Source organism: Pseudomonas sp. BIGb0558 (assembly GCF_024807515.1).
Classification (GTDB): Bacteria; Pseudomonadota; Gammaproteobacteria; order Pseudomonadales; family Pseudomonadaceae; genus Aquipseudomonas; species Aquipseudomonas yamanorum_A.
Genome location: NZ_JANUEW010000001.1, coordinates 578,309 through 602,218, shown reverse-complemented (window position 1 = coordinate 602,218; position 23,910 = coordinate 578,309). Strand labels below are relative to the sequence as shown.

General features: G+C 61.1%; 18 protein-coding genes. 10 read left to right on the top strand and 8 right to left on the bottom strand.

The window, feature by feature from the left end:
- Positions 1 to 27: 27 nt before the first annotated feature.
- On the top strand, positions 28 to 900 hold the full coding sequence (gene pdxY / locus M2400_RS02765; RefSeq protein WP_063033787.1) for a pyridoxal kinase PdxY: 873 nt from the start codon (positions 28 to 30) through the stop codon (positions 898 to 900).
- Between the two features lie 81 nt (positions 901 to 981).
- On the top strand, positions 982 to 2,025 hold the full coding sequence (locus tag M2400_RS02760; protein ID WP_177043650.1) for a hypothetical protein: 1,044 nt from the start codon (positions 982 to 984) through the stop codon (positions 2,023 to 2,025).
- Between the two features lie 130 nt (positions 2,026 to 2,155).
- On the opposite strand, the gene M2400_RS02755 is transcribed toward M2400_RS02760, so the two are convergent.
- Positions 2,156 to 2,641 (bottom strand): acyl-CoA thioesterase, encoded by a 486-nt coding sequence (locus M2400_RS02755; RefSeq protein ID WP_177043651.1) that lies wholly within the window; start codon positions 2,639 to 2,641, stop codon positions 2,156 to 2,158.
- A 295-nt stretch (positions 2,642 to 2,936) separates the two neighbouring features.
- Between M2400_RS02755 and M2400_RS02750 the strand changes: the two genes are divergently transcribed.
- Positions 2,937 to 4,700 (top strand): cation:proton antiporter, encoded by a 1,764-nt coding sequence (locus M2400_RS02750; RefSeq protein ID WP_010168375.1) that lies wholly within the window; start codon positions 2,937 to 2,939, stop codon positions 4,698 to 4,700.
- Between the two features lie 167 nt (positions 4,701 to 4,867).
- Here M2400_RS02750 and M2400_RS02745 read toward each other — a convergent pair whose 3' ends face one another.
- The 3 genes from M2400_RS02745 to uvrD form a co-directional block, all read right to left on the bottom strand.
- On the bottom strand, positions 4,868 to 5,275 hold the full coding sequence (locus M2400_RS02745) for an SMI1/KNR4 family protein (RefSeq protein ID WP_003213456.1): 408 nt from the start codon (positions 5,273 to 5,275) through the stop codon (positions 4,868 to 4,870).
- Positions 5,276 to 5,411: 136 nt separating this feature from the next.
- Positions 5,412 to 6,284 carry a Tim44 domain-containing protein gene (locus M2400_RS02740; RefSeq protein WP_177043653.1) on the bottom strand — a complete coding sequence of 291 codons (873 nt, stop codon included), beginning with the start codon at positions 6,282 to 6,284 and terminating at the stop codon, positions 5,412 to 5,414.
- A 191-nt stretch (positions 6,285 to 6,475) separates the two neighbouring features.
- Complete coding sequence (gene uvrD, locus M2400_RS02735) at positions 6,476 to 8,659, bottom strand: DNA helicase II (RefSeq protein ID WP_003213452.1); 2,184 nt, start codon at positions 8,657 to 8,659, stop codon at positions 6,476 to 6,478.
- A gap of 269 nt (positions 8,660 to 8,928) precedes the next feature.
- On the opposite strand from uvrD, the gene M2400_RS02730 reads away from it, so the two are divergent.
- Both M2400_RS02730 and hexR read left to right on the top strand, forming a co-directional pair.
- Positions 8,929 to 11,802, top strand: coding sequence for a GGDEF domain-containing phosphodiesterase (locus M2400_RS02730; RefSeq protein WP_177119952.1), 2,874 nt, complete (start codon positions 8,929 to 8,931; stop codon positions 11,800 to 11,802).
- Positions 11,803 to 11,963: 161 nt separating this feature from the next.
- Positions 11,964 to 12,830 (top strand): transcriptional regulator HexR, encoded by an 867-nt coding sequence (hexR, locus tag M2400_RS02725; protein WP_010168370.1) that lies wholly within the window; start codon positions 11,964 to 11,966, stop codon positions 12,828 to 12,830.
- Between the two features lie 108 nt (positions 12,831 to 12,938).
- Here hexR and M2400_RS02720 read toward each other — a convergent pair whose 3' ends face one another.
- Positions 12,939 to 13,118, bottom strand: a complete 180-nt coding sequence (locus M2400_RS02720; RefSeq protein WP_256348109.1) for a hypothetical protein — start codon at positions 13,116 to 13,118, stop codon at positions 12,939 to 12,941.
- On the opposite strand from M2400_RS02720, the gene M2400_RS02715 reads away from it, so the two are divergent.
- Complete coding sequence (locus tag M2400_RS02715) at positions 13,056 to 13,253, top strand: PA3496 family putative envelope integrity protein (RefSeq protein WP_084250771.1); 198 nt, start codon at positions 13,056 to 13,058, stop codon at positions 13,251 to 13,253. The genes M2400_RS02720 and M2400_RS02715 overlap by 63 nt on opposite strands.
- Here the strand turns inward: M2400_RS02715 and M2400_RS02710 are convergent.
- Positions 13,183 to 14,157: a LysR family transcriptional regulator gene (locus M2400_RS02710; RefSeq protein ID WP_177043656.1), complete on the bottom strand. Its 975-nt coding sequence runs from the start codon at positions 14,155 to 14,157 to the stop codon at positions 13,183 to 13,185. The two genes, M2400_RS02715 and M2400_RS02710, sit on opposite strands and share 71 nt — an antisense overlap.
- A gap of 194 nt (positions 14,158 to 14,351) precedes the next feature.
- Here M2400_RS02710 and M2400_RS02705 point away from each other — a divergent pair, with 194 nt between their 5' ends.
- Together M2400_RS02705 and oadA are read left to right on the top strand one after the other, a co-directional pair.
- Positions 14,352 to 15,767 carry an acetyl-CoA carboxylase biotin carboxylase subunit gene (locus M2400_RS02705; RefSeq protein WP_003213442.1) on the top strand — a complete coding sequence of 472 codons (1,416 nt, stop codon included), beginning with the start codon at positions 14,352 to 14,354 and terminating at the stop codon, positions 15,765 to 15,767.
- An 11-nt stretch (positions 15,768 to 15,778) separates the two neighbouring features.
- Entirely contained in the window at positions 15,779 to 17,587 is a 1,809-nt protein-coding gene (oadA, locus tag M2400_RS02700; RefSeq protein ID WP_259195404.1) for a sodium-extruding oxaloacetate decarboxylase subunit alpha, read from the top strand.
- Positions 17,588 to 17,657: 70 nt separating this feature from the next.
- Here the strand turns inward: oadA and M2400_RS02695 are convergent, their stop codons facing one another.
- The gene (locus tag M2400_RS02695; RefSeq protein ID WP_177043658.1) at positions 17,658 to 18,962 is read right to left on the bottom strand and encodes an autotransporter domain-containing protein; all 1,305 of its coding nucleotides are present in this window, start codon (positions 18,960 to 18,962) and stop codon (positions 17,658 to 17,660) included.
- Between the two features lie 110 nt (positions 18,963 to 19,072).
- On the bottom strand, positions 19,073 to 22,045 hold the full coding sequence (locus M2400_RS02690) for an autotransporter domain-containing protein (RefSeq protein ID WP_259195405.1): 2,973 nt from the start codon (positions 22,043 to 22,045) through the stop codon (positions 19,073 to 19,075).
- Positions 22,046 to 22,274: 229 nt separating this feature from the next.
- Here M2400_RS02690 and M2400_RS02685 point away from each other — a divergent pair, with 229 nt between their 5' ends.
- Both M2400_RS02685 and M2400_RS02680 read left to right on the top strand, forming a co-directional pair.
- Entirely contained in the window at positions 22,275 to 23,609 is a 1,335-nt protein-coding gene (locus M2400_RS02685; protein ID WP_259195406.1) for a HipA domain-containing protein, read from the top strand.
- Positions 23,606 to 23,881 carry a helix-turn-helix domain-containing protein gene (locus tag M2400_RS02680; protein ID WP_177043661.1) on the top strand — a complete coding sequence of 92 codons (276 nt, stop codon included), beginning with the start codon at positions 23,606 to 23,608 and terminating at the stop codon, positions 23,879 to 23,881. The genes M2400_RS02685 and M2400_RS02680 overlap by 4 nt, the downstream gene beginning before the upstream one ends.
- Positions 23,882 to 23,910 lie beyond the last annotated feature (29 nt).

Below are 23,910 nucleotides of genomic sequence, written 5' to 3'. Positions count from 1 at the left end.
TTCAACGGCTTTACGGAAATCCCCTGCATGAAACGTACGCCCCATCTGCTTGCGATCCAGTCTCATGTGGTCTTTGGCCACGCCGGAAACAGCGCCGCCGTGTTCCCCATGCAACGGGTCGGGGTGAACGTGTGGCCGCTCAATACCGTGCAGTTCTCCAACCACACTCAGTATGGCCAGTGGGCGGGAGAAGTGTTGGCGCCGCAGCAAATTCCTGCGTTGGTGGAAGGCATCGCGGCGATCGGCGAGCTGGGCAACTGTGATGCGGTGCTGTCGGGCTACCTGGGCAGCGCGGCCCAGGGCCGGGCGATTCTTACCGGCGTGGCGCGGATCAAGGCGATCAACCCCAAGGCCCTGTACCTGTGCGACCCGGTGATGGGCCATCCGGAAAAAGGCTGCATCGTGCCCCAGGAGGTCAGTGACTTCCTGCTGGACGAAGCAGCAGCCATGGCTGACTTCCTGTGCCCCAACCAGCTGGAGCTGGACAGCTTTGCCGGGCGCAAGCCGCAGTCGCTGTTCGATTGCCTGGGCATGGCCCGTGCCTTGTTGGCCCGTGGGCCGAAAGCGGTGTTGGTCAAACACCTGGATTACCCCGGAAAACTGCCGGACGGCTTTGAGATGTTGCTGGTGACGGCCGAAGGCAGCTGGCACCTGCGCCGGCCACTGCTGGCGTTCCCGCGCCAGCCAGTGGGCGTGGGTGACCTGACGTCGGGCCTGTTCCTGGCGCGGGTATTGTTGGGCGACAGCCTGGTGGCGGCCTTTGAGTTCACGGCCGCGGCGGTGCACGAAGTGCTGCTGGAAACCCAGGCGTGCGCCAGCTACGAGTTGGAACTGGTGCGTGCACAGGATCGGATTGCCCATCCGCGGGTACGCTTTGAGGCGACGCCAATCGGGCTGTAGGAATATTCCTGATTGAGCGAGGCAAAGGACGTCCGGTACCATCGGCCGTCTTTTTGCCCTCTGCGTTCATCAAGGAAGATCATGTCGCTATCCCTGCTTCATTCGCCACGGGCATTGGCTGCCCTGGTTCTGGCATCTCTGCTCAGCGGATGCAGTATCCACGGCGCCTACACAGATGCCAGCGCGCCCGACGCGGCGAAGCTACGGTTCATCTCCAACACGTCGAACACCACCCTCGATATCTACGACGCACAACACTGCACGGGCCAGAACACGGGCATGCTCAACAACTTCCTGGTGGTGGACACCAAGCGCCGGGCCGATATGCTCGTGCCGCCGCCGGCCAAGGCCCGGGGCATGCTGGAGGTCAAGCTGGCGCCCGGCAAGGAAACCATGCTGGCGATCAACACCAACGGTGGTAGCTACATCTGCGGCAAGACCTTCAGCTTCACGCCCAAGGCGGGCGAGGAATATGAAGTGACCTTCGATATGGCGGGCGGCCGTTGCAGTACGCTGTTCCAGCGCCTGACCCAATTTAACGGCAAAGACGTGCGCATCCCGCAGCCGGTGTTTGATACGGGTTTCCCGGTGTGCCAGGGGCAAAGTCCGATATTCGCCAAACCGTTGCCCGATACGGCGCAGCGGACGGTACTGATCGATCGGATCCTCGCGGAGAACGCGCAGGCGATCACAACCCTGGACCCGCCCAAGGCCGACAGTTCGATGTTTTCGCCGGAAAAAATCGACGCGCTGATTGCCAAGCGAAAGGCATCGATGGGCACGGTCACCTTGCCGGACGAATACTGGACCCAGTACCGGCAGAACCTGAAGCTGTTTCATGACGAAGCTGCCGGGCGCCAGGCGCGGGCGCTGGGCATGTTTACCGATGTGTACCGCCTGCGCTTGCGCAGTACCAACGACATCATGTTGCAGCAGTGGCTGCAGCCCACGGACAACGCTGTACGCCAGATGATTACCGCGAGTGACGAGTACATGCTGCGGTACTACATGAACACCAACAAGAGCGTGGCGCTGGACATCCTTAATCACCACATTGAGCGCATGGCCCAGTTGGACCAGCGCTTTGATGTGTGTGCGCGATTTGACGATTGCTGGCACTACTGATAACACCGCAGAACCCATGTGGGAGCGGGCTTGCCCGCGATGGGATCAACTCGGCTTGTCTGAAGCACCGAGGTGTCTGCATCGCAGGCAAGCCAGCTCCTACAGTTTGATTGGGTTTACAGCGTAGGACTTACGGCGCGTCTGCCTTGATTTCCTGATACCGCTTCTCCAGCTCCTGGCGAATCTGCCGGCGCTGTTGAGCCTGCACAAACCGGCGCTTGTCTTCGCTGTTCTGCGGTTGCAGCGGCGGCACGGCGGCCGGTTTGCGCTGGTCATCCACCGCGACCATGGTGAAGAAGCAGCTATTGGTATGGCGCACCGAACGCTCGCGGATGTTCTCGGTGACCACCTTGATCCCCACTTCCATCGACGTGTTGCCGGTGTAGTTGACCGAGGCCAGGAAGGTCACCAGCTCGCCGACATGGATCGGCTCGCGAAAAATCACCTGGTCCACCGACAACGTCACCACATAGCGTCCGGCATAACGGCTGGCGCAGGCGTAGGCCACTTCGTCGAGGTACTTGAGCAGCGTGCCGCCGTGCACATTGCCTGAGAAGTTGGCCATGTCAGGGGTCATCAATACTGTCATCGACAGCTGGGTGTTTCCGGGTTCCATAGCACACTCACGGGTTGTAGGCATTGGGTGGGGAGGCACCTCTGCGGGTGCTGGAATCTTTGCAGAGCCATTCATAACGGGACGCTGGCCCTCGGCTTGCCGTCACGCCAGTGGCGATCTGTTTCCATATATTGCACCGGCTTTCTGTCGCAAGTCGCGGTGTTACCCTTCAAAAGCCCGCCTCAAGGGCAATTCTTACGATCAAGGCAGACTTTTCTTTCCGTTCATTGCGACCTTTCGGGGCGAATGCGTGGAAATGGGAAAAGCGCCAGTACCCCTCAAGGAGCCCCTCGCCATGCACGCCATCAGCTTTATCCAGGACCTGGCCGTGATCATGCTGGTGGCCGGGGTGGTGACGATCCTGTTTCATCGGCTCAAGCAGCCGGTGGTGTTGGGTTATATCGTCGCCGGCTTCATCATCGGCCCTCACACCCCACCGTTTGGCCTGATCCACGACGAAGACACCATCAAGACCCTGGCCGAGTTGGGGGTGATCTTCCTGATGTTCTGCCTGGGCCTGGAGTTCAGCCTGCGCAAGCTGTTCAAAGTCGGCGCCACCGCGTTTATTGCCGCGTTCCTCGAGATCATCCTGATGATCTGGATCGGCTACGAAATCGGGCGCTGGTTCGACTGGAACACCATGGACTCACTGTTCCTCGGCGCGATCCTCGCGATTTCCTCGACCACCATCATCGTCAAGGCACTCAATGACCTGAAGATGAAAAACCAGCGCTTTGCCCAGCTGATTTTCGGTGTGCTGATCGTCGAAGACATCCTTGGCATCGGCATCATCGCCTTGCTGTCGAGCATCGCCGTCAGCGGCACGGTCAGCTCCGGCGAGGTGTTTTCCACCGTCGGCAAGCTCTCGTTGTTCATGATTGTTGCGCTGGTCATCGGGATTTTGCTGGTGCCACGCCTGTTGGAGTACGTGGCCAGGTTCGAAAGCAACGAGATGCTGCTGATCACCGTGCTGGGCCTGTGCTTCGGCTTCTGCCTGCTGGTGGTCAAGCTGGAATACAGCATGGTGCTGGGCGCTTTCCTGATTGGCGCGATCATGGCCGAATCCCGGCAATTGCTGAAGATTGAGCGCTTGATCGAACCGGTTCGCGACATGTTCAGTGCGATCTTTTTTGTGGCGATTGGCTTGATGATCGATCCGCAGATCCTCCTGCAATACGCCTGGCCGATTGCGGTGATTACTGTGGCGGTGGTGCTGGGCAAGATGTTGTCCTGCGGCCTTGGGGCGTTTATCGCGGGTAATGATGGCCGTACCTCGCTGCGGGTGGGGATGGGCCTGTCACAGATTGGCGAATTTTCATTCATCATCGCTGCGCTGGGGATGACGTTGCAGGTCACCAGTGACTTCCTGTATCCGGTGGCGGTGGCTGTGTCGGCGATCACCACGCTGCTCACGCCGTATCTGATTCGTGGCGCAGACCCGCTGTCGCTGAAGATCGCGGCGGTGATGCCCAAGCGTTTGAGCCGGGTGTTCGGGATGTATGGCGAATGGCTGCGCAGCATTCAGCCCCAGGGCGAGGGCGCGATGCTGGCGTCGATGATCCGCAAGATCATTTTGCAGGTGGGGGTAAACCTGGCGCTGGTGGTGGCGATCTTCTTTGCCGGCAGTTTTTTCGCGGCGCGCATTGGCAGTTATCTGGAAGGTTGGGTCAGTGATCCGAGCTGGCAGAAGGCGTTGATCTGGGGCGGGGCGTTGCTGCTGTCGTTGCCGTTCCTGATCGCGGCGTACCGCAAGCTCAAGGCATTGTCGATGCTGCTGGCAGAGATGAGCGTGAAGCCGGAAATGGCCGGGCGCCACACGCAGCGTGTACGACGGGTGATCGCCGAAGTGATCCCGATTCTTTCGCTGCTGGTGATTTTCCTGCTATTGGCAGCCTTGTCGGCCAGTATCCTGCCGACCAACAAGTTGCTGGTGCTGATCGCCGTGGTGACGGCCGCGGTGGCCGCGGTGCTCTGGCGCTGGTTCATCCGCGTGCATACGCGGATGCAGGTCGCCTTGCTGGAGACCCTGGATAACCACAAGGATACCCCGGAGCACTGACCGGTTTTGTGGCGAGCGAGCTTGCTCGCGCTGGGCTGCGAAGCAGCCCCAAAACCTTCACCTCATATCCCGCCAGGAAGAGCGCGTTGCTCTGACAGGGGCTGCTTCGCAGCCCAGCGCGAGCAAGCTCGCTCGCCACAACAAGCACCCTCGGCACACAGTAGGTCTCAGCTTTCCAGCCAGACGTCCCGCGCCCAGTGCCACACCGACTCCCAGGTTTCTTCGGTGACGAGTTCTTCTTCGCCGGACCACAGCACCACAGTGCCGTCTTCTTCGACGCAGTAGTAGTCGTCGCCGTCCTGGCAAATCGGGATCATGCTGCGGTCGACACCGGCATCCCAGGCGTTGGCGGCAACGTCCGGCAGGTAGGTGTGGGACTGTGGGTCGGTGACGGTCACCGGCTCCAGGCTGCCGTAGACCACATCGCTGACGGTCAGCAGAAATTCACGGAAGACGAACGGGATATCGATGAACAGTTGTTCCTCGATTTCCACCAGTTGGTCTTCGTCAGGCAGTTCCAGAGGAACCGGTACCGGTTCGTTGGCTTCACGCAATTGTTCGATAACTTCTTCCACGGCCGGGATCCTCTTGCTAGATGGCGCGGTTTATAGGGGCGTTTTATACAGTAGCTCGCTATAAGTGCAACCGTGAAATAGAAAACCCCGGACAAGTCCGGGGTTTTTGCTACTGCGTATTCAAAGCGAGCAGGGATCAGCCGTTCTGGCGGATACCGGCCACCAGCCAAGGCTGGTTTTCGCCTTGCGGGCGTTCCATGTTCCAGCTTTCGCTGAACACTTCGCCCTGGTCGAAACGCGAGGTCTTCGACACGCCGCTGAAGGTCAGGGTGGCGATGGTCTTGTCGGCGCGGTCGTCCACACCTTCAAGCTGCACTTTCAGGTCTTCGATGTAGGTCGACTGGAAGCCGTCGCCCAGGTCGGCACGTTCGCGCTTGAGGAACTCCAGCAATTGCGGGGTCACGAACTCGGCGATCTTGTCCATTTCGTTGGCGTCCCAGTGTTGCTGCAGGGACTGGAAGTGGCTGCGGGCCGCTTCGACGAAACGCTCTTCGTTGAACCAGGCTGGCGCATTGATCACCGGGCGAGCAGCAGCCGGTGCGGCCGAACCACCAAACATCGAGTTCAGGGCTGGCTTTTGCTCGAACACTTCACGCTGCATCGGCGCGCCGGCTGGAGCCATGTGCTCCTGCTGCTTGCGGCGACGGGCGGCGATAAAGCGGAAGATCAGGAAGGCGATGACCGCCATGATCAGGATGTCGAAGATTTGCATGCCCTGGAAGCCGCCGCCCATGAACATGGAGGCGAGCAGGCCGCCGGCCGCGATACCGGCCAGAGGGCCCAACCAGCGCGAAGCACCGCCAGCCTTGGCAGCAGCGCCTGCGGCACCGGCAGCACCAGCGGTCGCAGCTGCGCCGCCCATGCCGCCGCCGGATGGGGCCATTTGGCTGGTCTGGTGGCTCGGCGCCGAGCCCATGGATTTGCCGCCACCGAAGCGCTTGGCGTTGGCGTCGAGGCTCATCGTCAGGCCGATGCACAACGCCATGGCGATGCTAAGAAAACGTTTCATAAAGGGAATTCCCATTTGTGGATTGCACGCGCGCCATGTTGCACAGGTGTGATGTCAGTGGCTAGCGGCATAGTGTTTCGGGCTTTTGCGTAGGGCCAATACCGAATCGTCTGTAGGACTTGTTACAGATATTGGCCCCACCCCTGCCAAATACAAGGGCGGACCCACATCCTTCATCTTCTACAGTTGTTTCAGATTGCTTCGAGCTTGGCGTAGCCCATCATCAGCCACTTGCTGCCTTCGGCGAAGTTCACCTGCACCCGGGCCTGGGCGCCGGCGCCTTCGAAGTTGAGGATCACGCCTTCGCCGAAGATCGCATGCTTGACCTGCTGGCCAAGGCTGAACGGCGTCTCGGGGATTTCCGAGCCGGCAAACATGCTGCTGGAGTTCTGCTGCTGGCCGCCGCCGAACGGTCGGCTGACGCTGTTGGACAGGCGCACTTCCTGAATCAGGCCTTTGGGCACCTCACGTACGAAACGCGATACCTTGTTGTAGGTCTCGCTGCCGTACAGGCGTCGGGTTTCGGCGTAGGTCATCACCAGGTTCTGCATGGCCCGGGTGATGCCCACATAGGCCAGGCGGCGTTCTTCTTCAAGGCGGCCGGGTTCTTCCAGGCTCATCTTGTGGGGGAACAGGCCTTCTTCCATGCCCACCAGGAACACGTACGGAAATTCCAGGCCCTTGGCGCTGTGCAAGGTCATCAGCTGGATGCTGTCTTCGTGCTCGTCAGCCTGGGTGTCGCCGGCTTCCAGCGAAGCGTGGCCGAGGAATGCCGCCAATGGCGTCAGGTCTTCGTCTTCTTCGGTGTTTTCGAACGCGCGGGCGGCGCTGACCAGTTCCTCAAGGTTTTCTACCCGTGCCTGGCCTTTCTCGCCTTTTTCCGCTTCGTGGTAGGCGATCAAACCGGACTGCTCGATCACTGTCTGGGTCATCAGGTGCAGGGGCATTTCCATGCACTTGGCGGCCAGGTTCTCGATCAGTTCGACAAACACGCTCAGGGCGCCGGCGGCGCGGCCGGTCAGGCCCTTGTTGGCGATCAGCAGGCGCATCGCTTCCCACATCGACACATCGCTGTGGCGGGCGTGGTCGCGAATGGCTTCGACGGTCTTCTCGCCGATGCCACGGGCCGGGATGTTGATCACCCGCTCCAGCGCCGCATCGTTGCCACGGCCTTCGAGCAAGCGCAGGTAGGCCATGGCGTTCTTGATTTCGGCACGCTCGAAGAAGCGCTGGCCGCCATAGATGCGGTACGGAATGCGTTCGCGCAGCAAGGCTTCTTCCAGCACCCGCGATTGGGCGTTGGAGCGGTAAAGAATCGCGATATCGCTGCGGGCCAGGCCGGTTTTCAGGGCGCTTTCGATGGTTTCCACCACGTAGCGCGCTTCATCGTGCTCGTTGAAGGCGGCGTAGAGGTTGATCGCCTCGCCTTCGCCGCCGTCGGTCCACAGCTCTTTGCCCAGGCGCCCGGTGTTGTTGGCGATCAAGGCGTTGGCGGCCTTGAGGATCCCGGCGGTGGAGCGATAGTTCTGCTCCAGGCGAATGGTTTCGGCGTCCGGGAAGTCGTCGCTGTACTGGTAGATGTTCTCGATTTTCGCGCCGCGCCAGCCGTAGATCGACTGGTCGTCGTCGCCCACCACCATCAGGCTGTCGCCGCCCTTGGCCAGCAGGCGCAACCAGGCGTACTGCACGGCGTTGGTGTCCTGGAACTCGTCCACCAGGATGTGGCGGAAGCGCTTCTGGTAGTGCGCCAGCAAGCCCGGGTTGTCGCGCCACAGGTCGAGGGCGCGCAGCAGCAGTTCGGAGAAGTCGATGACGCCGGCGCGTTGGCAGGCCACTTCATAGGCTTCATAAATGCTGCGCATGGTGGCCAGGAACAGGTCACCGCTGGCCTGGATATGTTGCGGGCGCAGGCCTTCATCTTTCTGGCCATTGATAAACCACTGGGCCTGACGGACCGGCCAGCGTTGTTCATCCAGGCCCAGCTCGCGGATCACCCGCTTGACCAGGCGTTGCTGGTCGTCGCTGTCGAGAATCTGGAAGGTCTGGCTCAGCCCGGCTTCCTGCCAATGGGCCCGCAACAGGCGGTGCGCCAGGCCGTGGAAGGTGCCCACCCACATGCCGGCCGGGCTGATGCCCATCAACTGCTCGATGCGATGACGCATCTCGGCAGCGGCCTTGTTGGTGAAGGTCACCGACAGGATGGAATGCGGTGAGGCGTTCTCGACCTGGATCAACCAGGCGATACGGTGCACCAGCACTCGGGTTTTACCGGAGCCAGCACCGGCCAGGACCAACTGACGGCCAACGGGGGCTGCTACAGCCTGGCGTTGGGCATCGTTGAGGGAGTTCAGCAAAAGGGAGAGATCATCGCGCATCGGCGCATTCTAGGGTGCCCGGGGGAGTCGGGCAAATCCCAATGCCGGATGGTCGATGGAAAACTTCACCGGTCTGTTTTTGATAAGTGCCTGGTGATGACCGGTCGGTCATTGGCCACAGCCCGCGCCCCGTCTCACTCAAACCGTCTGGGACCAAGGTTTGCGGCCAATTATTGCGATATTTTAATGACGTAGAGCAGTTTGGCCCCGGCGTTTGCTTGTGTATGCTCCGTGCACGTTTCGGGCTCACCATTATAAGAACACTGCCTATGACCCTTAGCATTGACCTGGCTGGCCCCTCGGTGGCGCCGGCGCAGGTTATCCGCAAACACTACGCCATGGAGATGGCGGTCGAGCGCACGCGCCTGCTTTACCAAGGCTCCCTGCTGCCTACCTTATTAATGCTGGTGAATGGACTGGTCTGCGCCTGGTTGCTCTGGAGCCCGCAGCGCTACCTGCTGGACAGCATTTGGCTGGTGTGGCTGCTGGCGCTGGTGGCCCTGCGGGTGATTCAGGTGGCGGCGTTCGATTCCGCGATGCCCAGCCGCCAGGCGCAGCCGATCTGGCGGCGGATGTTCATGCTAGGGTCCGCGGTCAGTGGCCTGACATTGGCCAGCGCCGCCATCGCCCTGGTACCGGTGGACAGTTTCGCGCAACAAGCCTGGGTGTTCGGCCTGCTGGGTGCGGCGACCTTGTCCGCCAGCGTTGCTTATGCCGTCAGCCTGCCCGCCTTCCTGTCGTTTGCCGTGCCTTGCCTGGTGCCGGCGATTATCTATCTGTTCTGGAGCGGCGATCCGCAGCAGCAGGGCTGGGGCTGTTTGGGCCTGATCCTGCTGGCGTCCCTGAGCCTGGTGGCGTGGCAGGTCAATCGCCTGATTCAGCGCGGGCTGCTGCGGCGTTTCCAGAACCAGGCGTTGATCGAGCATTTGCAGCAAGCGCAGCACCGTAGCGAGCAGCTCAATCAGGAACTGGTGCGCGAAGTGGAGCAGCGGCGCCAGGTTGAACAAGAGTTGCGCGAGGCACAGACCGGCCTGCAGCAGCGCGTCGATCAGCGCAGCCAGGAGCTGGACGCGGCGAGCCTGGCCCTGAGCAAAAGCGAGGCGCGCCTGGCGATGGCGTTGCAGGCCAGCGAACTGGGCCTGTGGGACTGGAACCTGCAAACCGACGAGGTCCACCACACCCAGCTCAAGGAGCTGTTCGGCCTGGAGCCGGAATACGTCACGGCGATGCTCAGCCATCTCAAACCAAGGCTGCACCCGGACGACTTGCCACTGCTCAAGCGCGCGCTGGTGGAGCACCTTAAAGGCCGCAGCGAGGACTACCTGGTGGAATACCGGGTGCGCCATGGCGCCGGCCATTGGGTGTGGATCCAGGACCGTGGCCGCGCCGTGGAGCGCTCGCCGAGCGGGCGTGTGACGCGGATGCTGGGCACCCGGCGCGACATCAGCGCCGGCAAGGCTCTGGAGGAGGAGCAGCGCCTGGCGTCGACGGTATTCGAGGCGGCCAGCGAAGGCATTGTGATTCTCGACCCGAACTACGTGCTGATCGCCGTCAACCAGGCGTTCAGCCGCGTCACCGGCTTCGACATTGACGACATGATCGGCCGCAATGTCGTCGAGCTGCCCAGCAGCCGCGACGCACGTCGCCACTTCCCGGTGATCCGCCAGGCGCTGCTCAGCCACGGCACCTGGCAGGGTGAGCTGGTGGAAACCCGCAAGAACGGCGAACTCTACCCGCAATGGCTGCAATTGAATGTGGTGCGTGATGTTCGAGGAAACGTCAGCCATATCGTGGGCTTCTTCGCCGATCTTTCTGCGCGGCGCGAATCTGAGGAGCGCATGCGCTACCTCACTCACTATGACGAATTGACCGGGCTGGCCAACCGTTCGCTGTTCCGCGAGCGGCTGCGCGAAGCCCACCAGCGGGTGCGCCAGGGCGGCCGCAGCCTGGCCTTGCTGCATATCAACCTGGACCGTTTCAAGCTGCTCAACGACAGCCTCGGCCATGAAGTGGCCGACCAGCTGTTGCAGAAAATGGCCCGCCGCTTGATCAACGCCTTGCCTGAGGCCGACACCATCGCACGCCTTTCCGGCGATGAATTCGCCGTGTTGTTCGACGCCTACGGCAACCTGTCGAGCCTGGCGCGGGTGGCCACACGGTTGCTGGCCAAGTTGCGGGTGCCGGTGACGGTGGAAGGGCACGAGCTGGTGGTCAGCGCCTCAATGGGCGTCAGCCTGTTGCCTGACAATGCGCGGGAAATCTCCGCACTGGTCAGCCAGTCGAACATGGCCATGCAGCACGCCAAGCATCTGGGCGGCAACAATTTCCAGTTCTACACCGACAGTCTGCAAGCCAGCACCCTGGAGCGTTTGCAGTTGGAAAACCAGCTGCGCAAGGCGATTGATGAGCGTCAACTCACGGTGTTCTACCAACCGAAGTTGTGCCTGGCCAGCGGCAAGTTGAATGCCGCCGAGGCGTTGATTCGCTGGGAGCATCCCCAATGGGGCATGGTGCCGCCCGGCGATTTTATCGGGCTGGCCGAAGAGACCGGCCTGATCGTGCCACTGGGGGAGTTCGTGTTGCGTCAGGCCTGCTGGCAGGCCTGTGAGTGGCAGCGCCAGGGGCTGGCGCCGATCCGTGTGTCGGTCAACCTGTCGGTGCATCAGTTGCGCCAAGGCAAGCTGGTCAGCCTGGTGCGTCAGGTGCTGGAGGAGACCGGGCTGGATCCGCAGTACCTGGAGCTGGAGCTGACCGAAAGCCAACTGCTCGACAGTGTCGAGCACATCATCTTGACCTTCCAGCAACTGCGCGACCTGGGCGTGAAGCTGGCGATCGATGATTTCGGCACCGGCTACTCGTCCCTCAGCTACCTCAAGCGTATCCCCGTGGACTACGTGAAGATCGACCAGACCTTCATCCGGGGCCTGGGCCAGGGGCGGGAAGACGCTTCGATCACCCGCGCCATCATCGCCATGGCCCACGGCTTGTCGCTGAAGGTAGTGGCCGAGGGCGTGGAAGATCAGCAGCAGCTGGATTTCCTGCGGGCTGAGCAATGCGACGAGGTGCAGGGCTATTTGATCAGTCGGCCGATGGAAGCAGACGGCCTGGCGGATTTGTTACGAAAAAATGCCGATTTTCTGTAGTTGAGCCCAAGCCGCGCGCGGGGCTACATCAAGCCTGCCCGCTGAATCAGCGGGCAGCAGCGCGATTTAGTGATGCATCGAGCGGGCAAATCGGTAATTCTTGTAGTATAACTACAAGCTTGCTACATCCCTGGCTCCGCCCATAACAAGAGTCCTGCCCTTTGAACCTGTTGCAACATATCGCCCAGTCGCGCCACCTGTTACGCAAATCGGAACTCAAGGTTGCCGATCACGTGCTGCTTGACCCTGCGGCTGTGATGCACAGTTCCATGGCCGACCTGGCCCACAGCGTGGGTATCAGTGAGCCGACCATCGTGCGTTTCTGCCGCGCCATCGGTTGCTCCGGTTTCCAGGACTTGAAGCTCAAGCTGGCCCAGAGCCTGGCCGCCGGTGCGAGCTTTGGCCAGTTCGCGATTCACGAAGACGATTCCGTCGCCGACTACAGCCTGAAAATCTTCGACACCACCCTGCACACCCTGATGGAAGTGCGGGAAAAGCTCGACCCGGTGGAACTGCAAAAAGCCGTGACCGCCATGTCCCAGGCCCAGCGCGTGGAGTTCTACGGCTTTGGCGCGTCCGGCGCAGTGGCGGCGGATGCCCAGCACAAGTTCTTCCGGTTGCTGCTGACGGCGGCGGCCTACAGCGACCCGCACATGCAGGCGATGTCGGCGGTGACGTTGAAGCCTACCGACGTGGCGATCTGCATTTCCCAGTCCGGCCGTTCCAAGGATCTGCTGATCACCGCCAACCTGGTGCGTGAAAGCGGTGCGACCCTGATTACGTTGTGCCCGAGCCAGACACCGTTGGCGGAGCTTTCCACCGTCAACCTGGCGATCGACGTGCACGAAGACACCGAAATCTACACGCCGCTGACCTCGCGTATCGCCCACTTGGTGGTGATCGACGTGTTGGCGATGGGCGTGGCCATGGCGCGCGGCCCGAGCCTGGTCAACCACCTCAAGAGCGTGAAGCGCAGCTTGCGCAGCCTTCGGTTGTCGCCCAAATCCGTAAAAGCCCTCGACGACTGACTCAAGGGCATACTCGGTCAAAATGTGGGAGCTGGCTTGCCTGCGATAGCGATCTGTCAGTTGCCATCTTCATTGGCTGATGCACCGTTATCGCAGGCAAGCCAGCTCCTACAGTTGATCGTGTTTGAGCCTCAGAAGATTCATCGTCCTGTCATCCCCGCGCCGCCAAACCGTCATCGCCTGCGCCCATCCTGAACTCCCCGTACTCGCATTGGGAGACTCGAAATGGCTCGGCAATACGAAGAAAGCAACAGCACCGTCAAGACCCGCCGCCAACAGGAAGACCAGCGCCGCATGGCCTTCCGTCGTGCAATTGAAGACCGCTGCGATCAGCGTCAATTGCAACAGAGCATCAGTGACTATCCGGAACTCCATTGGCAGGCGCCCGCAGCTGCCCAGCGAAGCGCTCAGCCAGGGCGCTGATCTGCAGCCGCTCGCTGCGGATAAAGCCCAGGAACGCATGGGCAACCGGTGACAGGCGCTTGGCCTTGGCCTGCACCAGGCACCAACTGCGGTACAGCGGCAGCTCTTCCACCGGCAGCTCCTTGAGCCCGCCGGTGGCCAGTTCCAGGTTGACCGCGTGGCGCGTCAGCAACGCCACGCCCAACCCGGCGGTCACGCACTCGCGTTGCGCTTCGGCGGAAGACACTTCTACCGTCTGGGTGAAATGCACGCGCTTCTCCTTGAAGTACTCCTCGCACGCCATCCGCGTCCCGGACCCCGGCTCGCGCAGCAGCAGCGTGTAAGGCTCAAGATCCTGCAGGCGCAACGGCCCTTGATGACTCAGCGGGTGGTCGTGGGGCGCCACCGCCACAATCGGGTTATTCAGGAACGGCAGGAATTCCAGGCCCATGTCCTGGGGCACCATGGACATGATCACCAGGTCATCCCGGTTGTCTGAAAGCCGGCGAATCACCTGGGCGCGGTTGACCACCGTCAGGTGCAGGTTGACCTCCGGGTGCTGGCGCTTGAAGGCGGCAAACAGGTGCGGCACGAAGTACTTGGCGCTGGACTCCACCGCCAGTTTCAGCTGGCCTTGCAGCGAGCCCTGCATGTCCGAGAGCTGCATGTCGAGGTTTTCCAGGCGCCCGAAGATGTCGCGGCTGGCCCGTTGCAGGGCTTCAGCTGCTTCAGTCATATAGAGCTTTTTGCCGACGTAATCGAACAGCGGCTGGCCCAGCAGCTCTTCCAGCTGCTTGATTTGTAGGCTAACGGCCGGTTGCGTGAGTGACATTTCCTCGGCTGCGCGGCTGTAGGAACGCAAATCACAGACTTCATTGAAAATCTGCAACTGACGCAATGTCATACGCATCAATGACTTACGCATTATTCAAGCACTCCCGCCGACCTCTGATGCGACGACTATAAGTCTTTGCTTATACACAACCCAATTATTATTGATTTTTGTTAATCCCTGCAGGGGCATAGTGTGTGTCACGCGACTGCCATGAAACATTTGGTCACGCGCCGACCCGCCTCCAGGGTCGAAGTAGGTAGCAATCGGCTCAAGGGAATTTCCAAGTGATAAAAAAGATCCTGATCGCCAACCGTGGTGAGATTGCCGTACGTATCGTGCGTGCCTGCGCCGAGATGGGCATTCGTTCGGTCGCGGTCTATTCCGATGCCGATCGCCATGCACTGCATGTAAAGCGCGCAGATGAAGCCCACAGCATCGGTGCCGAGCCGCTGGCCGGTTACCTGAACCCGCGCAAGCTGGTGAACCTGGCGGTGGAAACCGGTTGCGACGCGCTGCACCCCGGCTACGGCTTCCTCTCGGAAAACGCCGAGCTGGCAGATATTTGCGCCGAACGTGGGATCAAGTTTATCGGCCCGTCGGCGGAAGTGATTCGCCGCATGGGCGACAAGACTGAAGCCCGCCGCAGCATGATCAAGGCCGGCGTACCGGTCACCCCTGGCACCGAAGGCAACGTTGCCGACATCGCCGAAGCCCTGACCGAAGGCGACCGTATCGGTTACCCGGTAATGCTCAAGGCCACCTCCGGTGGTGGCGGTCGCGGCATTCGTCGCTGCAATAGCCGTGAAGAACTCGAACAAGCTTTCCCCCGCGTGATCTCCGAAGCCACCAAGGCGTTCGGGTCGGCGGAAGTGTTCCTGGAAAAATGCATCGTCAATCCCAAGCACATCGAGGCGCAGATCCTCGGTGACAGCTTTGGCAACGTGGTGCACCTGTTCGAGCGCGATTGCTCGATCCAGCGCCGCAACCAGAAGCTGATCGAAATCGCCCCAAGCCCCCAGCTGACCCCGGAACAGCGCGCCTATATCGGCGACCTGTCGGTGCGCGCCGCCAAGGCCGTGGGCTACGAGAACGCCGGCACCGTGGAGTTCCTGCTCGCCGAGGGCGAGGTGTACTTCATGGAAATGAACACCCGGGTGCAGGTGGAACACACCATCACCGAGGAAATCACCGGCATCGACATCGTGCGTGAGCAGATCCGCATCGCGTCGGGCCTGCCGCTGTCGGTCAAGCAGGAAGACATCCAGCACCGGGGTTTCGCGTTGCAGTTCCGCATCAACGCCGAAGACCCGAAGAACAACTTCCTTCCAAGTTTCGGCAAGATCACCCGTTACTACGCGCCCGGCGGTCCCGGCGTGCGCACCGACACGGCGATCTACACCGGCTACACCATCCCGCCGTTCTATGACTCCATGTGCCTGAAGCTGGTGGTGTGGGCGTTGACCTGGGAAGAAGCCATGGACCGTGGCCTGCGCGCCCTGGACGACATGCGCCTGCAAGGCGTGAAGACCACCGCCGCCTATTACCAGGAAATCCTGCGCAACCCGGAATTCCGCAGCGGCCAGTTCAACACCAGTTTCGTGGAAAGCCACCCTGAGCTGACCAACTACTCGATCAAGCGCAAACCCGAAGAGCTGGCCCTGGCCATCGCCGCCGCCATCGCCGCCCACGCAGGCCTGTGAGGAATATAAGAATGAGCAAGAAGATCTTCGTAACCGACACCATCCTGCGCGACGCCCACCAATCGTTGCTGGCGACCCGCATGCGCACCGACGACATGCTGCCGATCTGCGACAAGCTCGACAAAGTCGGCTACTGGTCCCTGGAAGTCTGGGGCGGCGCGACCTTCGACGCCTGCGTACGCTTCCTGAAAGAAGACCCGTGGCAGCGCCTGCGCAAACTGCGTGCGGCACTGCCTAACACGCGCCTGCAAATGTTGCTGCGTGGCCAGAACCTGTTGGGCTACCGCCACTACAGCGACGACGTGGTCAAAGCCTTCGTTGCCAAGGCTGCCGTCAACGGTATCGACGTGTTCCGCATTTTCGACGCCATGAACGATGTGCGTAACCTGCGGGTGGCCATCGAAGCGGTAAAAGCCGCCGGCAAACATGCCCAGGGCACCATCGCCTACACCACCAGCCCGGTGCACACCGTCGAGGCGTTCGTGGCCCAGGCCAAGCAGCTGGAATCCATGGGTTGCGACTCGATCGCGATCAAGGACATGGCCGGCTTGCTGACCCCGTACGCCACCGGCGAGCTGGTCAAGGCGCTGAAGGCCGAGCAAAGCCTGCCGATCTTCATCCACTCCCATGACACCGCGGGTTTGGCTGCGATGTGCCAGCTCAAGGCGATTGAAAACGGTGCCGACCATATCGACACCGCCATCTCCAGCTTCGCCTGGGGCACCAGCCACCCGGGCACCGAGTCGATGGTCGCGGCCCTCAAAGGCAGCGAATTCGACACCGGCCTCAGCCTGGAACTGCTGCAGGAAATCGGCCTGTACTTCTACGCCGTGCGCAAGAAGTACCACCAGTTCGAAAGTGAATTCACCGCCGTCGATACCCGTGTGCAAGTCAACCAGGTACCGGGCGGGATGATTTCCAACCTGGCCAACCAGTTGAAAGAGCAGGGCGCGCTGAACCGCATGAGCGAAGTGCTGGCGGAAATTCCGCGGGTGCGTGAAGACCTCGGCTTCCCGCCACTGGTCACCCCGACCTCGCAGATCGTCGGCACCCAGGCGTTTTTCAACGTGCTGGCCGGCGAGCGCTACAAGACCATCACCAACGAAGTGAAGCTGTACCTGCAAGGCGGCTACGGCAAGGCGCCGGGCACCGTGAATGAAAAACTGCGGCGCCAGGCCATCGGCAGCGAAGAGGTGATCGACGTTCGCCCGGCCGACCTGCTGAAGCCGGAAATGACCAAGCTGCGCGGCGAAATCGGTGCGTTGGCCAAGTCCGAAGAAGACGTGCTGACCTACGCGATGTTCCCGGACATCGGGCGCAAGTTCCTCGAAGAGCGCGACGCCGGCACCTTGAACCCTGAAGTGCTGTTGCCGATTCCTGAAGCCGGCGGCGTGGCCCGTGCCGGTGGTGAAGGCGTGCCGACCGAGTTCGTGATCGACGTGCACGGCGAGAGCTACCGCGTGGACATCACCGGGGTTGGCGTCAAGGCTGAAGGCAAGCGCCACTTCTACCTGTCCATCGACGGCATGCCGGAAGAAGTGGTGTTCGAACCGCTCAACGAGTTCGTCAGCAGTGGCGGCAGCAAGCGCAAGCACGCTACCGCGCCAGGCCATGTCAGCACCGCGATGCCGGGCAATATCGTCGACGTGCTGGTCAAGGAAGGCGACGTGGTCAAAGCCGGCCAGGCCGTGTTGATCACTGAAGCGATGAAGATGGAGACCGAAGTGCAGGCGGCCATCGCCGGCAAGGTCACCGCCGTTCACGTGGCCAAGGGCGACCGGGTCAACCCGGGTGAAATCCTGATTGAAATCGAAGGCTGAACAACAGCCTTCGTGACTACCGCTTAAACCTCGGGGGGGCATGTGCCCCCTTTTTTTTCGCCTGCAAGAATCAGAACGCCAGGGTCCATTGGCCGGTCAGGCCCTGGTTGCGACTGCTGCTGGCGAACTCTGCGGTGTAGGCCAGGCCCACGGTGTGTCGTTTCGACAGCGCCAGGTCGAGCCCGGTGTGAATGGCCACGCTGTCCCGGTCCAGGGAGGCGCCCTCAATCGTGAAGTTGCTGTTGAAGCCAGGCCTTTTTACCCAGGCGGAGGATTGGCGAACGCGGCTGCCCACATCGCCGTAGAGGTGTTTCCAGCTCGTGCTCAAGTGGGGTTTGAGGACCATTTGACCGTCCAGGGTGTAGGCGCTGGCCAGGCGAACGCCGAAGGTGCTGCTGAGATTTTGCTGGGTCTGTTTGTCGACGTTCAGGGCGTTGATGCCGCCTTTTTCCTGGTAACGGCCGCGGTGATAACGCTGGTAGCCCAGGCCGCCGAAGGGTTCGGCACTGAAGCCGTCGGTGCCCAGCTGGTAGCCCAGCTCGGCGAAGGTATTCTGGCTTTGGGCGCTGTACTTGCCACTGAGTTGTTCCCGGTAATCCACCAGATTGAAGTCGACGCTGCGCTTGTTCTCGCCGGTGTGGCTGCTATGGATTGCTCCCAGGCGCAGCGCCAGAGGCCCGTCCTGACGCACTGCGTAACCGCCCAGGTGCCAGCTGTCCAGCGTGCCGTTGAAGCGGTTGGCACTCAGGTCGCTGGCGGATTTGGCGCCCAGCACGCCGACGCGCCAGGCGTGGTCCACCGCCCAGTCGGTGCCCAGCACCAGGCCCTGGGTGTGTTGCCGCAAGCCGAGGCCGCCGTGCTGCCCGTAGAGCTTGCCGCTGTTTTCCAGGCCCTGTAGCCAGACGCGTGGGGCACCGCCGGTGTTGTGTGTGTCACTCAACTGACGCATCGCTGAAAGCAGGCTGTTGTTCAGGGCTTTCTGGCTGTTCTGGGTGGCGGCAGCCAGGTTGGCATTCTGGCTGCCTGCCAGTTGCTCAAGGAACGCACCCAGGCGCCCGGGCTGCAAGTTGCCCAGCTCCCGGGCAAAATTTTCAACTTCGTACTCTTCCCACTCGTTCAGCTCGCCTGATGCCAGCAGCGTATCCAGGGCGTGATCCAGCACACGGGCGATGCTTTGGCCATTGTGGGTGGTAGCGTGGTCGGCGAAGTGAAAGTCATGGCTGGGCTCCGGATGAGCAGGGTAGCCGCCGACGGGTGTAGGGGTTATCCACTCACTGTCGGGCTCGATATCCCCGCGTGCCAAGGCGTGTTGGACGCTGGCAAGACCCAGGGTGAGGGTGATGGCGAACGCGATTTTTTTCTTTATGAACGGCATGTAGACCCGACCTCTTGATGGATGAGGCCGGGAATTTAGCGAGGTGACGGGCAGATAAATGTCAGGCTGCCGACCCGTCGCGTGCGGGAGAAGTCTCTAGTGGGCGACGATTAAAAACTCATCTGCCATTGCCCGATCAGCCCGTGATTGCGGCTGTTACTGCCTATTTCTCCGGTGTAGCCCACACCTAAGGTATGGCGGGCCGACAGGCCTACGTCCAGGCCGGCCTCCAGCAGCAGGCTGTCGCGGTCCAGGGCGCTGCCTTCGACATTGAACGCGGTGCCGCCCATCAGGAAGGCCTGGCGCGTGCTGCTGTCGACATCGCCGTAGGTGTGTTTCCAGCCGGCGCTGACCCGTGGCGTGAGGCTGATGCCATTGTCCAGTTGGCTCAGGTGCGCCAGGCGCAGGCCGAAGGTACTGCTGAAATTATCCTGGGTTTGCCCGTCGACATGCAGGGCCGCGGCACCGCCTTTTTCGTTGTAGCTGTCGCGGTGGTAGCGCTGGTAGCCGAGGTTGGCGAACGGTTCGGCACTCAGGCGCCCGCTGCCCATGGCGTAACCCAGTTCGGCGAAGGCTTGCTGGCTGTTGGCGTCGTAGTCACCTTTGGGCCGGTCGCTGAAACCGTCGAAGGCTACGGTGCGTTTGCTGTCGCCCTGATGCCCGCTGTAGGCGGCGCCCAGGCGCAAGGCCAGCGAGCCGCTCTGGCGCATGGCGTAGACGCCGGCGTGCCAGCTGTCGACGCTGCCGTCGACGCCCGTGGTGTCCAGGTCGGTCTTGGAGTAACCGCCCAGCACACCTACGCGCCAGTCCGAATCGAGTGCCCAGTCGGCACCCAGCACGCTGCCTTTGGTGCGTTGGGTCAGGCCGTTGCTGCCGTGGTCGCCGTCGAGCTTGCCGTAGCTGCCGATGCCTTGCAGCCACAGGCGGCCCCGGGCATTGGGGTCATTGAGGTTGCGCGCCTCGGCGGGTACGCCGGTGGCGGCCAATACCGGCGTGTCTTTTTGATCGAAGCCCACCAGCAATCCTGCGCCTCCACCCAGTTGATGCATGGCGCTCAGCATGCTGTTGCCCACCTGGGCGCTGGCGCCAAGGGTGGCGCTGGTCAGGTTGGCGGTGCTGCTGCCCGCCAGTTGTTCGATGGCGGCACCGGCGCTGCTGTTGGTGGTGTTGAGCAGGGCGTTATACAGCGGGTTGTTCTTGCCCAGGCTCGCCAGGGCGTTGGCGGCGCTGGTGCCGTTGCCGGTGTTGGCGAATTGATTGAAGGCCACATCGTTGCGGGTATAGGTCAGGCTGACCTGGGTGGGGCTGTAATCCAGGGTCGGCGTGAGGAAGGCATAGTCGCTGGTGACCTTGCCGAACGTGCCATTGATACTGCCGGCTTGCAGCACCGTGTAGTGGCTCTGCCACGGGTAGGTGCCGCTGCCGGGATTGATCGCCAGGGTCGCGCCATTCAGGTAGGCGGTGCCACCGACCTGCACCGGGGCGCTGCTGCCGTCGGCGTTCACGCCATAGGCCAGGGTCGAGCCGTTGGTCATGGTCAGGTCGCGGGTGATGCTGGCGGTGCCGAGTGCGGTATTGGTCTGCAAGGTGCCTTTGACCAACAGGCTGCCGACGCTGCCGCCACCGGCATAAATACCGCCTTCATCGATGGTCAGGTTGCCGGCGATCCCGCCCTGGTTGATCAGCTTGGCGCCGCTGAAAATCTCGCCGCCGTCGCTGAAATCGCCGCTGCCGGTGAGGGTCCAGGTGCCTTGCTTGACGTCCAGCCATTCGAAGTTGCGGCTGTCGCCAAAACTGCCGCCGGCGGCGTCGTCCATGGTCAGGCGGTCGTAGCCCGTGCCGCCGTCCACCACGCCGACGAAGCGGCTGCCACCGAGCAGGGTCAGCGTGTCATCGCCGCCGCCCAGATCCAGGGCCAAGCCGTTGCTGCCGCTGATGGTGCCTGCGTTGACCACCGTGTCGGCAAACTCGCCGACGAACTTCACACCAAAGCCGTCCAGGCCCTGGATGGTGCCGTGGTTGATCAGGGTGGTGGCTGCCAGTCCCGGGCCGTCGCTGCCGTCGTCCACCAGGATCGCGTTGTTGGCACCGCTTACCAATGCACCGACGCCGTTGAACACGTAGCCACCGCCGAGGGCGATGCCTTCGCTGCCGTTGGCAAAGCCGTTCTTGTCCACGCCGCCGGCGCCCACGCCCTGGATGATGCCGTAGTTTTCGATGTGGGCGATTTTGTCGATGTCCACGCCATCGCCGTCGCCATCGGGTTGCAGCCCGGAATAGGCGCCGGTGATGGTGCCGTGGTTGATCACCGTGCCGTCGCCGTCAGAACCAAAGCCCGAGCCGTTGCGGCCGATCACCGTGCCGTAGTTGGTCAGCGTGGCGCCCAGGTCGGTGGTGATGCCGTGGCGCCCGCCGGAAATCAGGCCGTAGTTGGTCACCGTCACGCCGGTGGCGGAGTCGATGTCGACGCCGTCGAACTTGTCGTCCCGGGAGAAGGTGTCGCCGGTGGAAATCTCACCGTAGTTAGTGATGGTGGCGTTGGCGCCGGTCTTCATGCCGTCGCTGGCGTCGCCGCGAATCAACCCGCCCAGGCGGTTGATGATGGTGGTCGTGACGTTGGGGCTGCGGATCGCATCCAGGTCCAGCCCTTGGCCGGTGGCGGAGCGAATGGTGCCGCTGTTGTCGATCAACAGGCTGCCGCTGGCGAAATTGCTGTCGATGCGCAGCGCGTCGTTGGCGCCCTGGATCACACCGCCGGCGCGGTTGTAGATGCTGTAGTTGCGCGTGCCGGTGAGGTCGCCGTTGCTGTCGATGGCGCGGCCGCCGGTGGAGATGATACTGCCGGAGTTGTCGATCACTACGCCATTGCCGCTGGTGCTGCCAGCCAAGGTGACGGCCACTTTATTGGTGGTGACGCTACCGGGTGCCGAGATCGTCAGCGAGTCACTGCCGCCCAGGGTGAGCGCGGTGGTGGTCGGGGTGTCGATCTGCAATGTCTTGGGTGGAGCGGGTGCTGCGTCAGCCAAACCGCTGCCCACCAGCAGGCCGAGGGTGAGTGCGAGGCGCTGGGGTGACGGAGGCATGGCGGACGTCCTTGTTTTTAGAAAAGAGTCGACCTGTATAGCGGAGGTTTTTTACAGAATGATGGCGGGGAGCAAAATGGGAGTAGATTTGCATTTTATTGCGTTGTAGGGCCCTGACTTCATCAGGATATGCATTTTAATGCATAAATATAATCTGCGACAAAGCGGTTTATGCACTATATTGCATTTTTGAGTGACCCAATTCCCCTATAGGTGCATTAAATTGCAGATGGCGACCACCTACCGATTGATGCTTCAGATATTTGCCAACGGCCGTTGGCATGACGCTGTGCGATTGGAATTTACTGAGCCGCAAAAGGGCTTCGACGGGCCTTGTCAGTTTGCTTATAGGCAGGACTATCTCGTCGAAAATCTTGAGGATATTCAGTTACCTTTTTCCAAAGCCGTTAGTGCGCGAGTGCCTTTGGATTGGGATGTTAAATTTCTGAAGACGGCCCCTGCCTTTCTACACGACATCGCACCTGCGGGTGCGGCAAAGCGATTTCTCATGGCGCATGTCGGTCGAGAGAAGCCTGACTATCTAAGTGCCGATTTATTTTTGCTGGGCCGCAGTACGCCAGCACCGATTGGCAATATGCGAATCAAGGAGTCAGTCGAGGTAGTGGATGACAGGCCTCCCATCGGGTTTCCTCGCAACGAGGTCGTTATACGAGACCAGAATTTCCTGGAGTATGCCTATGAACAAGGCGCGGCTATTGGCGGTGCAAGTGGGGCGGGCGGGGAAGCACCTAAGTTATTGATGGCTGAAGATGCAGAAGGGCTCCTGTATCCGGATGCCATATTGGTTGATGCGGATGTATCTCAACACTGGTTTATCAAGTTTGCCCGCAATAACGCGACCCAGAATGACCAAGACATATTGAGAAGCGAGTTTCACTACTACAAAGCACTCCAGGTACTGGGAATCGAAACGGTTGCCGCCCAGGGGCTTGCATTGGAAGAGGCCGCCAAGCCTAGCCTGTGGATGCACCGCTTTGATCGCAAGGTTACTGATCAAGGAGTCGAGCGTCTTGCTATTGAGTCGATCTACTCCCTGGCGAATGAGGTCATCCCTGGTGCCAGAATGGACCATATGGAGGTGATCCGGTTGTTGGTCAACCAATGGAACAGTGCGGGTCAGGGCGACCAAACAGACGAACTGGTGGCGGAATATCTGCGCCGGGACCTATTGAATAAAATTTTGGGCAACTCAGACAATCCTGGACGTAACACTTCGATTATCCGGGGGGAGGACTCGTTGCGACTGGCACCGATTTATGATTTGGCACCCATGGTAATGGACGCTGAAGGTATTCCCCGAACAACCAAGTGGCCAAAAAACTTAGAAGTGGGCGGTCAGATAGATTGGCGCGGGGTGTGCGATGCGTTGGTTGGCATTGTGGATCCCGAACAAGCCTTTGAGCGGTTGCGCAAAGATGCCGATCATTTGCGTGCGTTGCCGGATATTTTGGCGGGCAGTGGGCTGCCGTCAGTCACTATGAACCATCGTCACATCCCCCTCGGGAAGCTTGACCAGCGATTACAGGAGTGGGGGTTGAGATGACGATTACCATTGATGCTCGTGCCCTTTTAATTGAGAGCATTGAGCAAGGGTTAGCGGATGGTTCGCTTGAGATAGGCGAAGCCGTGCGTCGCTTGCGAAACGAAGTCACCGGTCTTCACCAAAGCCAATTCGCCAAGATGTGCAAAATTTCAGTGCGCACCTTGGTACATATCGAACATGGCGAGGGCAATCAGACGCTCAAATCGTTGAATGCGGTATTCAGGCCGTTTGGGTTGAAGATGGGGGTGGTGAAGGTCCGTAGAAATATGTAGGAAAGGCGATGGCGGTGTGTCAGTCGACG

Excerpts from the sequence above, each read along its gene's own strand:
- M2400_RS02695 (WP_177043658.1), bottom strand. The coding sequence starts at position 18,962 with ATGCCGTTCATAAAGAAAAAAATCGCGTTCGCCATCACCCTCACCCTG.
- M2400_RS02760 (WP_177043650.1), top strand. The coding sequence starts at position 982 with ATGTCGCTATCCCTGCTTCATTCGCCACGGGCATTGGCTGCCCTGGTT.
- M2400_RS02740 (WP_177043653.1), bottom strand. The coding sequence starts at position 6,284 with ATGAAACGTTTTCTTAGCATCGCCATGGCGTTGTGCATCGGCCTGACG.
- M2400_RS02690 (WP_259195405.1), bottom strand. The coding sequence starts at position 22,045 with ATGCCTCCGTCACCCCAGCGCCTCGCACTCACCCTCGGCCTGCTGGTG.
- M2400_RS02710 (WP_177043656.1), bottom strand. The coding sequence starts at position 14,157 with ATGCGTAAGTCATTGATGCGTATGACATTGCGTCAGTTGCAGATTTTC.
- M2400_RS02680 (WP_177043661.1), top strand. The coding sequence starts at position 23,606 with ATGACGATTACCATTGATGCTCGTGCCCTTTTAATTGAGAGCATTGAG.
- M2400_RS02715 (WP_084250771.1), top strand. The coding sequence starts at position 13,056 with ATGGCTCGGCAATACGAAGAAAGCAACAGCACCGTCAAGACCCGCCGC.
- pdxY (WP_063033787.1), top strand. The coding sequence starts at position 28 with ATGAAACGTACGCCCCATCTGCTTGCGATCCAGTCTCATGTGGTCTTT.
- M2400_RS02750 (WP_010168375.1), top strand. The coding sequence starts at position 2,937 with ATGCACGCCATCAGCTTTATCCAGGACCTGGCCGTGATCATGCTGGTG.
- M2400_RS02730 (WP_177119952.1), top strand. The coding sequence starts at position 8,929 with ATGACCCTTAGCATTGACCTGGCTGGCCCCTCGGTGGCGCCGGCGCAG.
- oadA (WP_259195404.1), top strand. The coding sequence starts at position 15,779 with ATGAGCAAGAAGATCTTCGTAACCGACACCATCCTGCGCGACGCCCAC.
- uvrD (WP_003213452.1), bottom strand. The coding sequence starts at position 8,659 with ATGCGCGATGATCTCTCCCTTTTGCTGAACTCCCTCAACGATGCCCAA.
- M2400_RS02685 (WP_259195406.1), top strand. The coding sequence starts at position 22,275 with ATGGCGACCACCTACCGATTGATGCTTCAGATATTTGCCAACGGCCGT.
- M2400_RS02755 (WP_177043651.1), bottom strand. The coding sequence starts at position 2,641 with ATGGAACCCGGAAACACCCAGCTGTCGATGACAGTATTGATGACCCCT.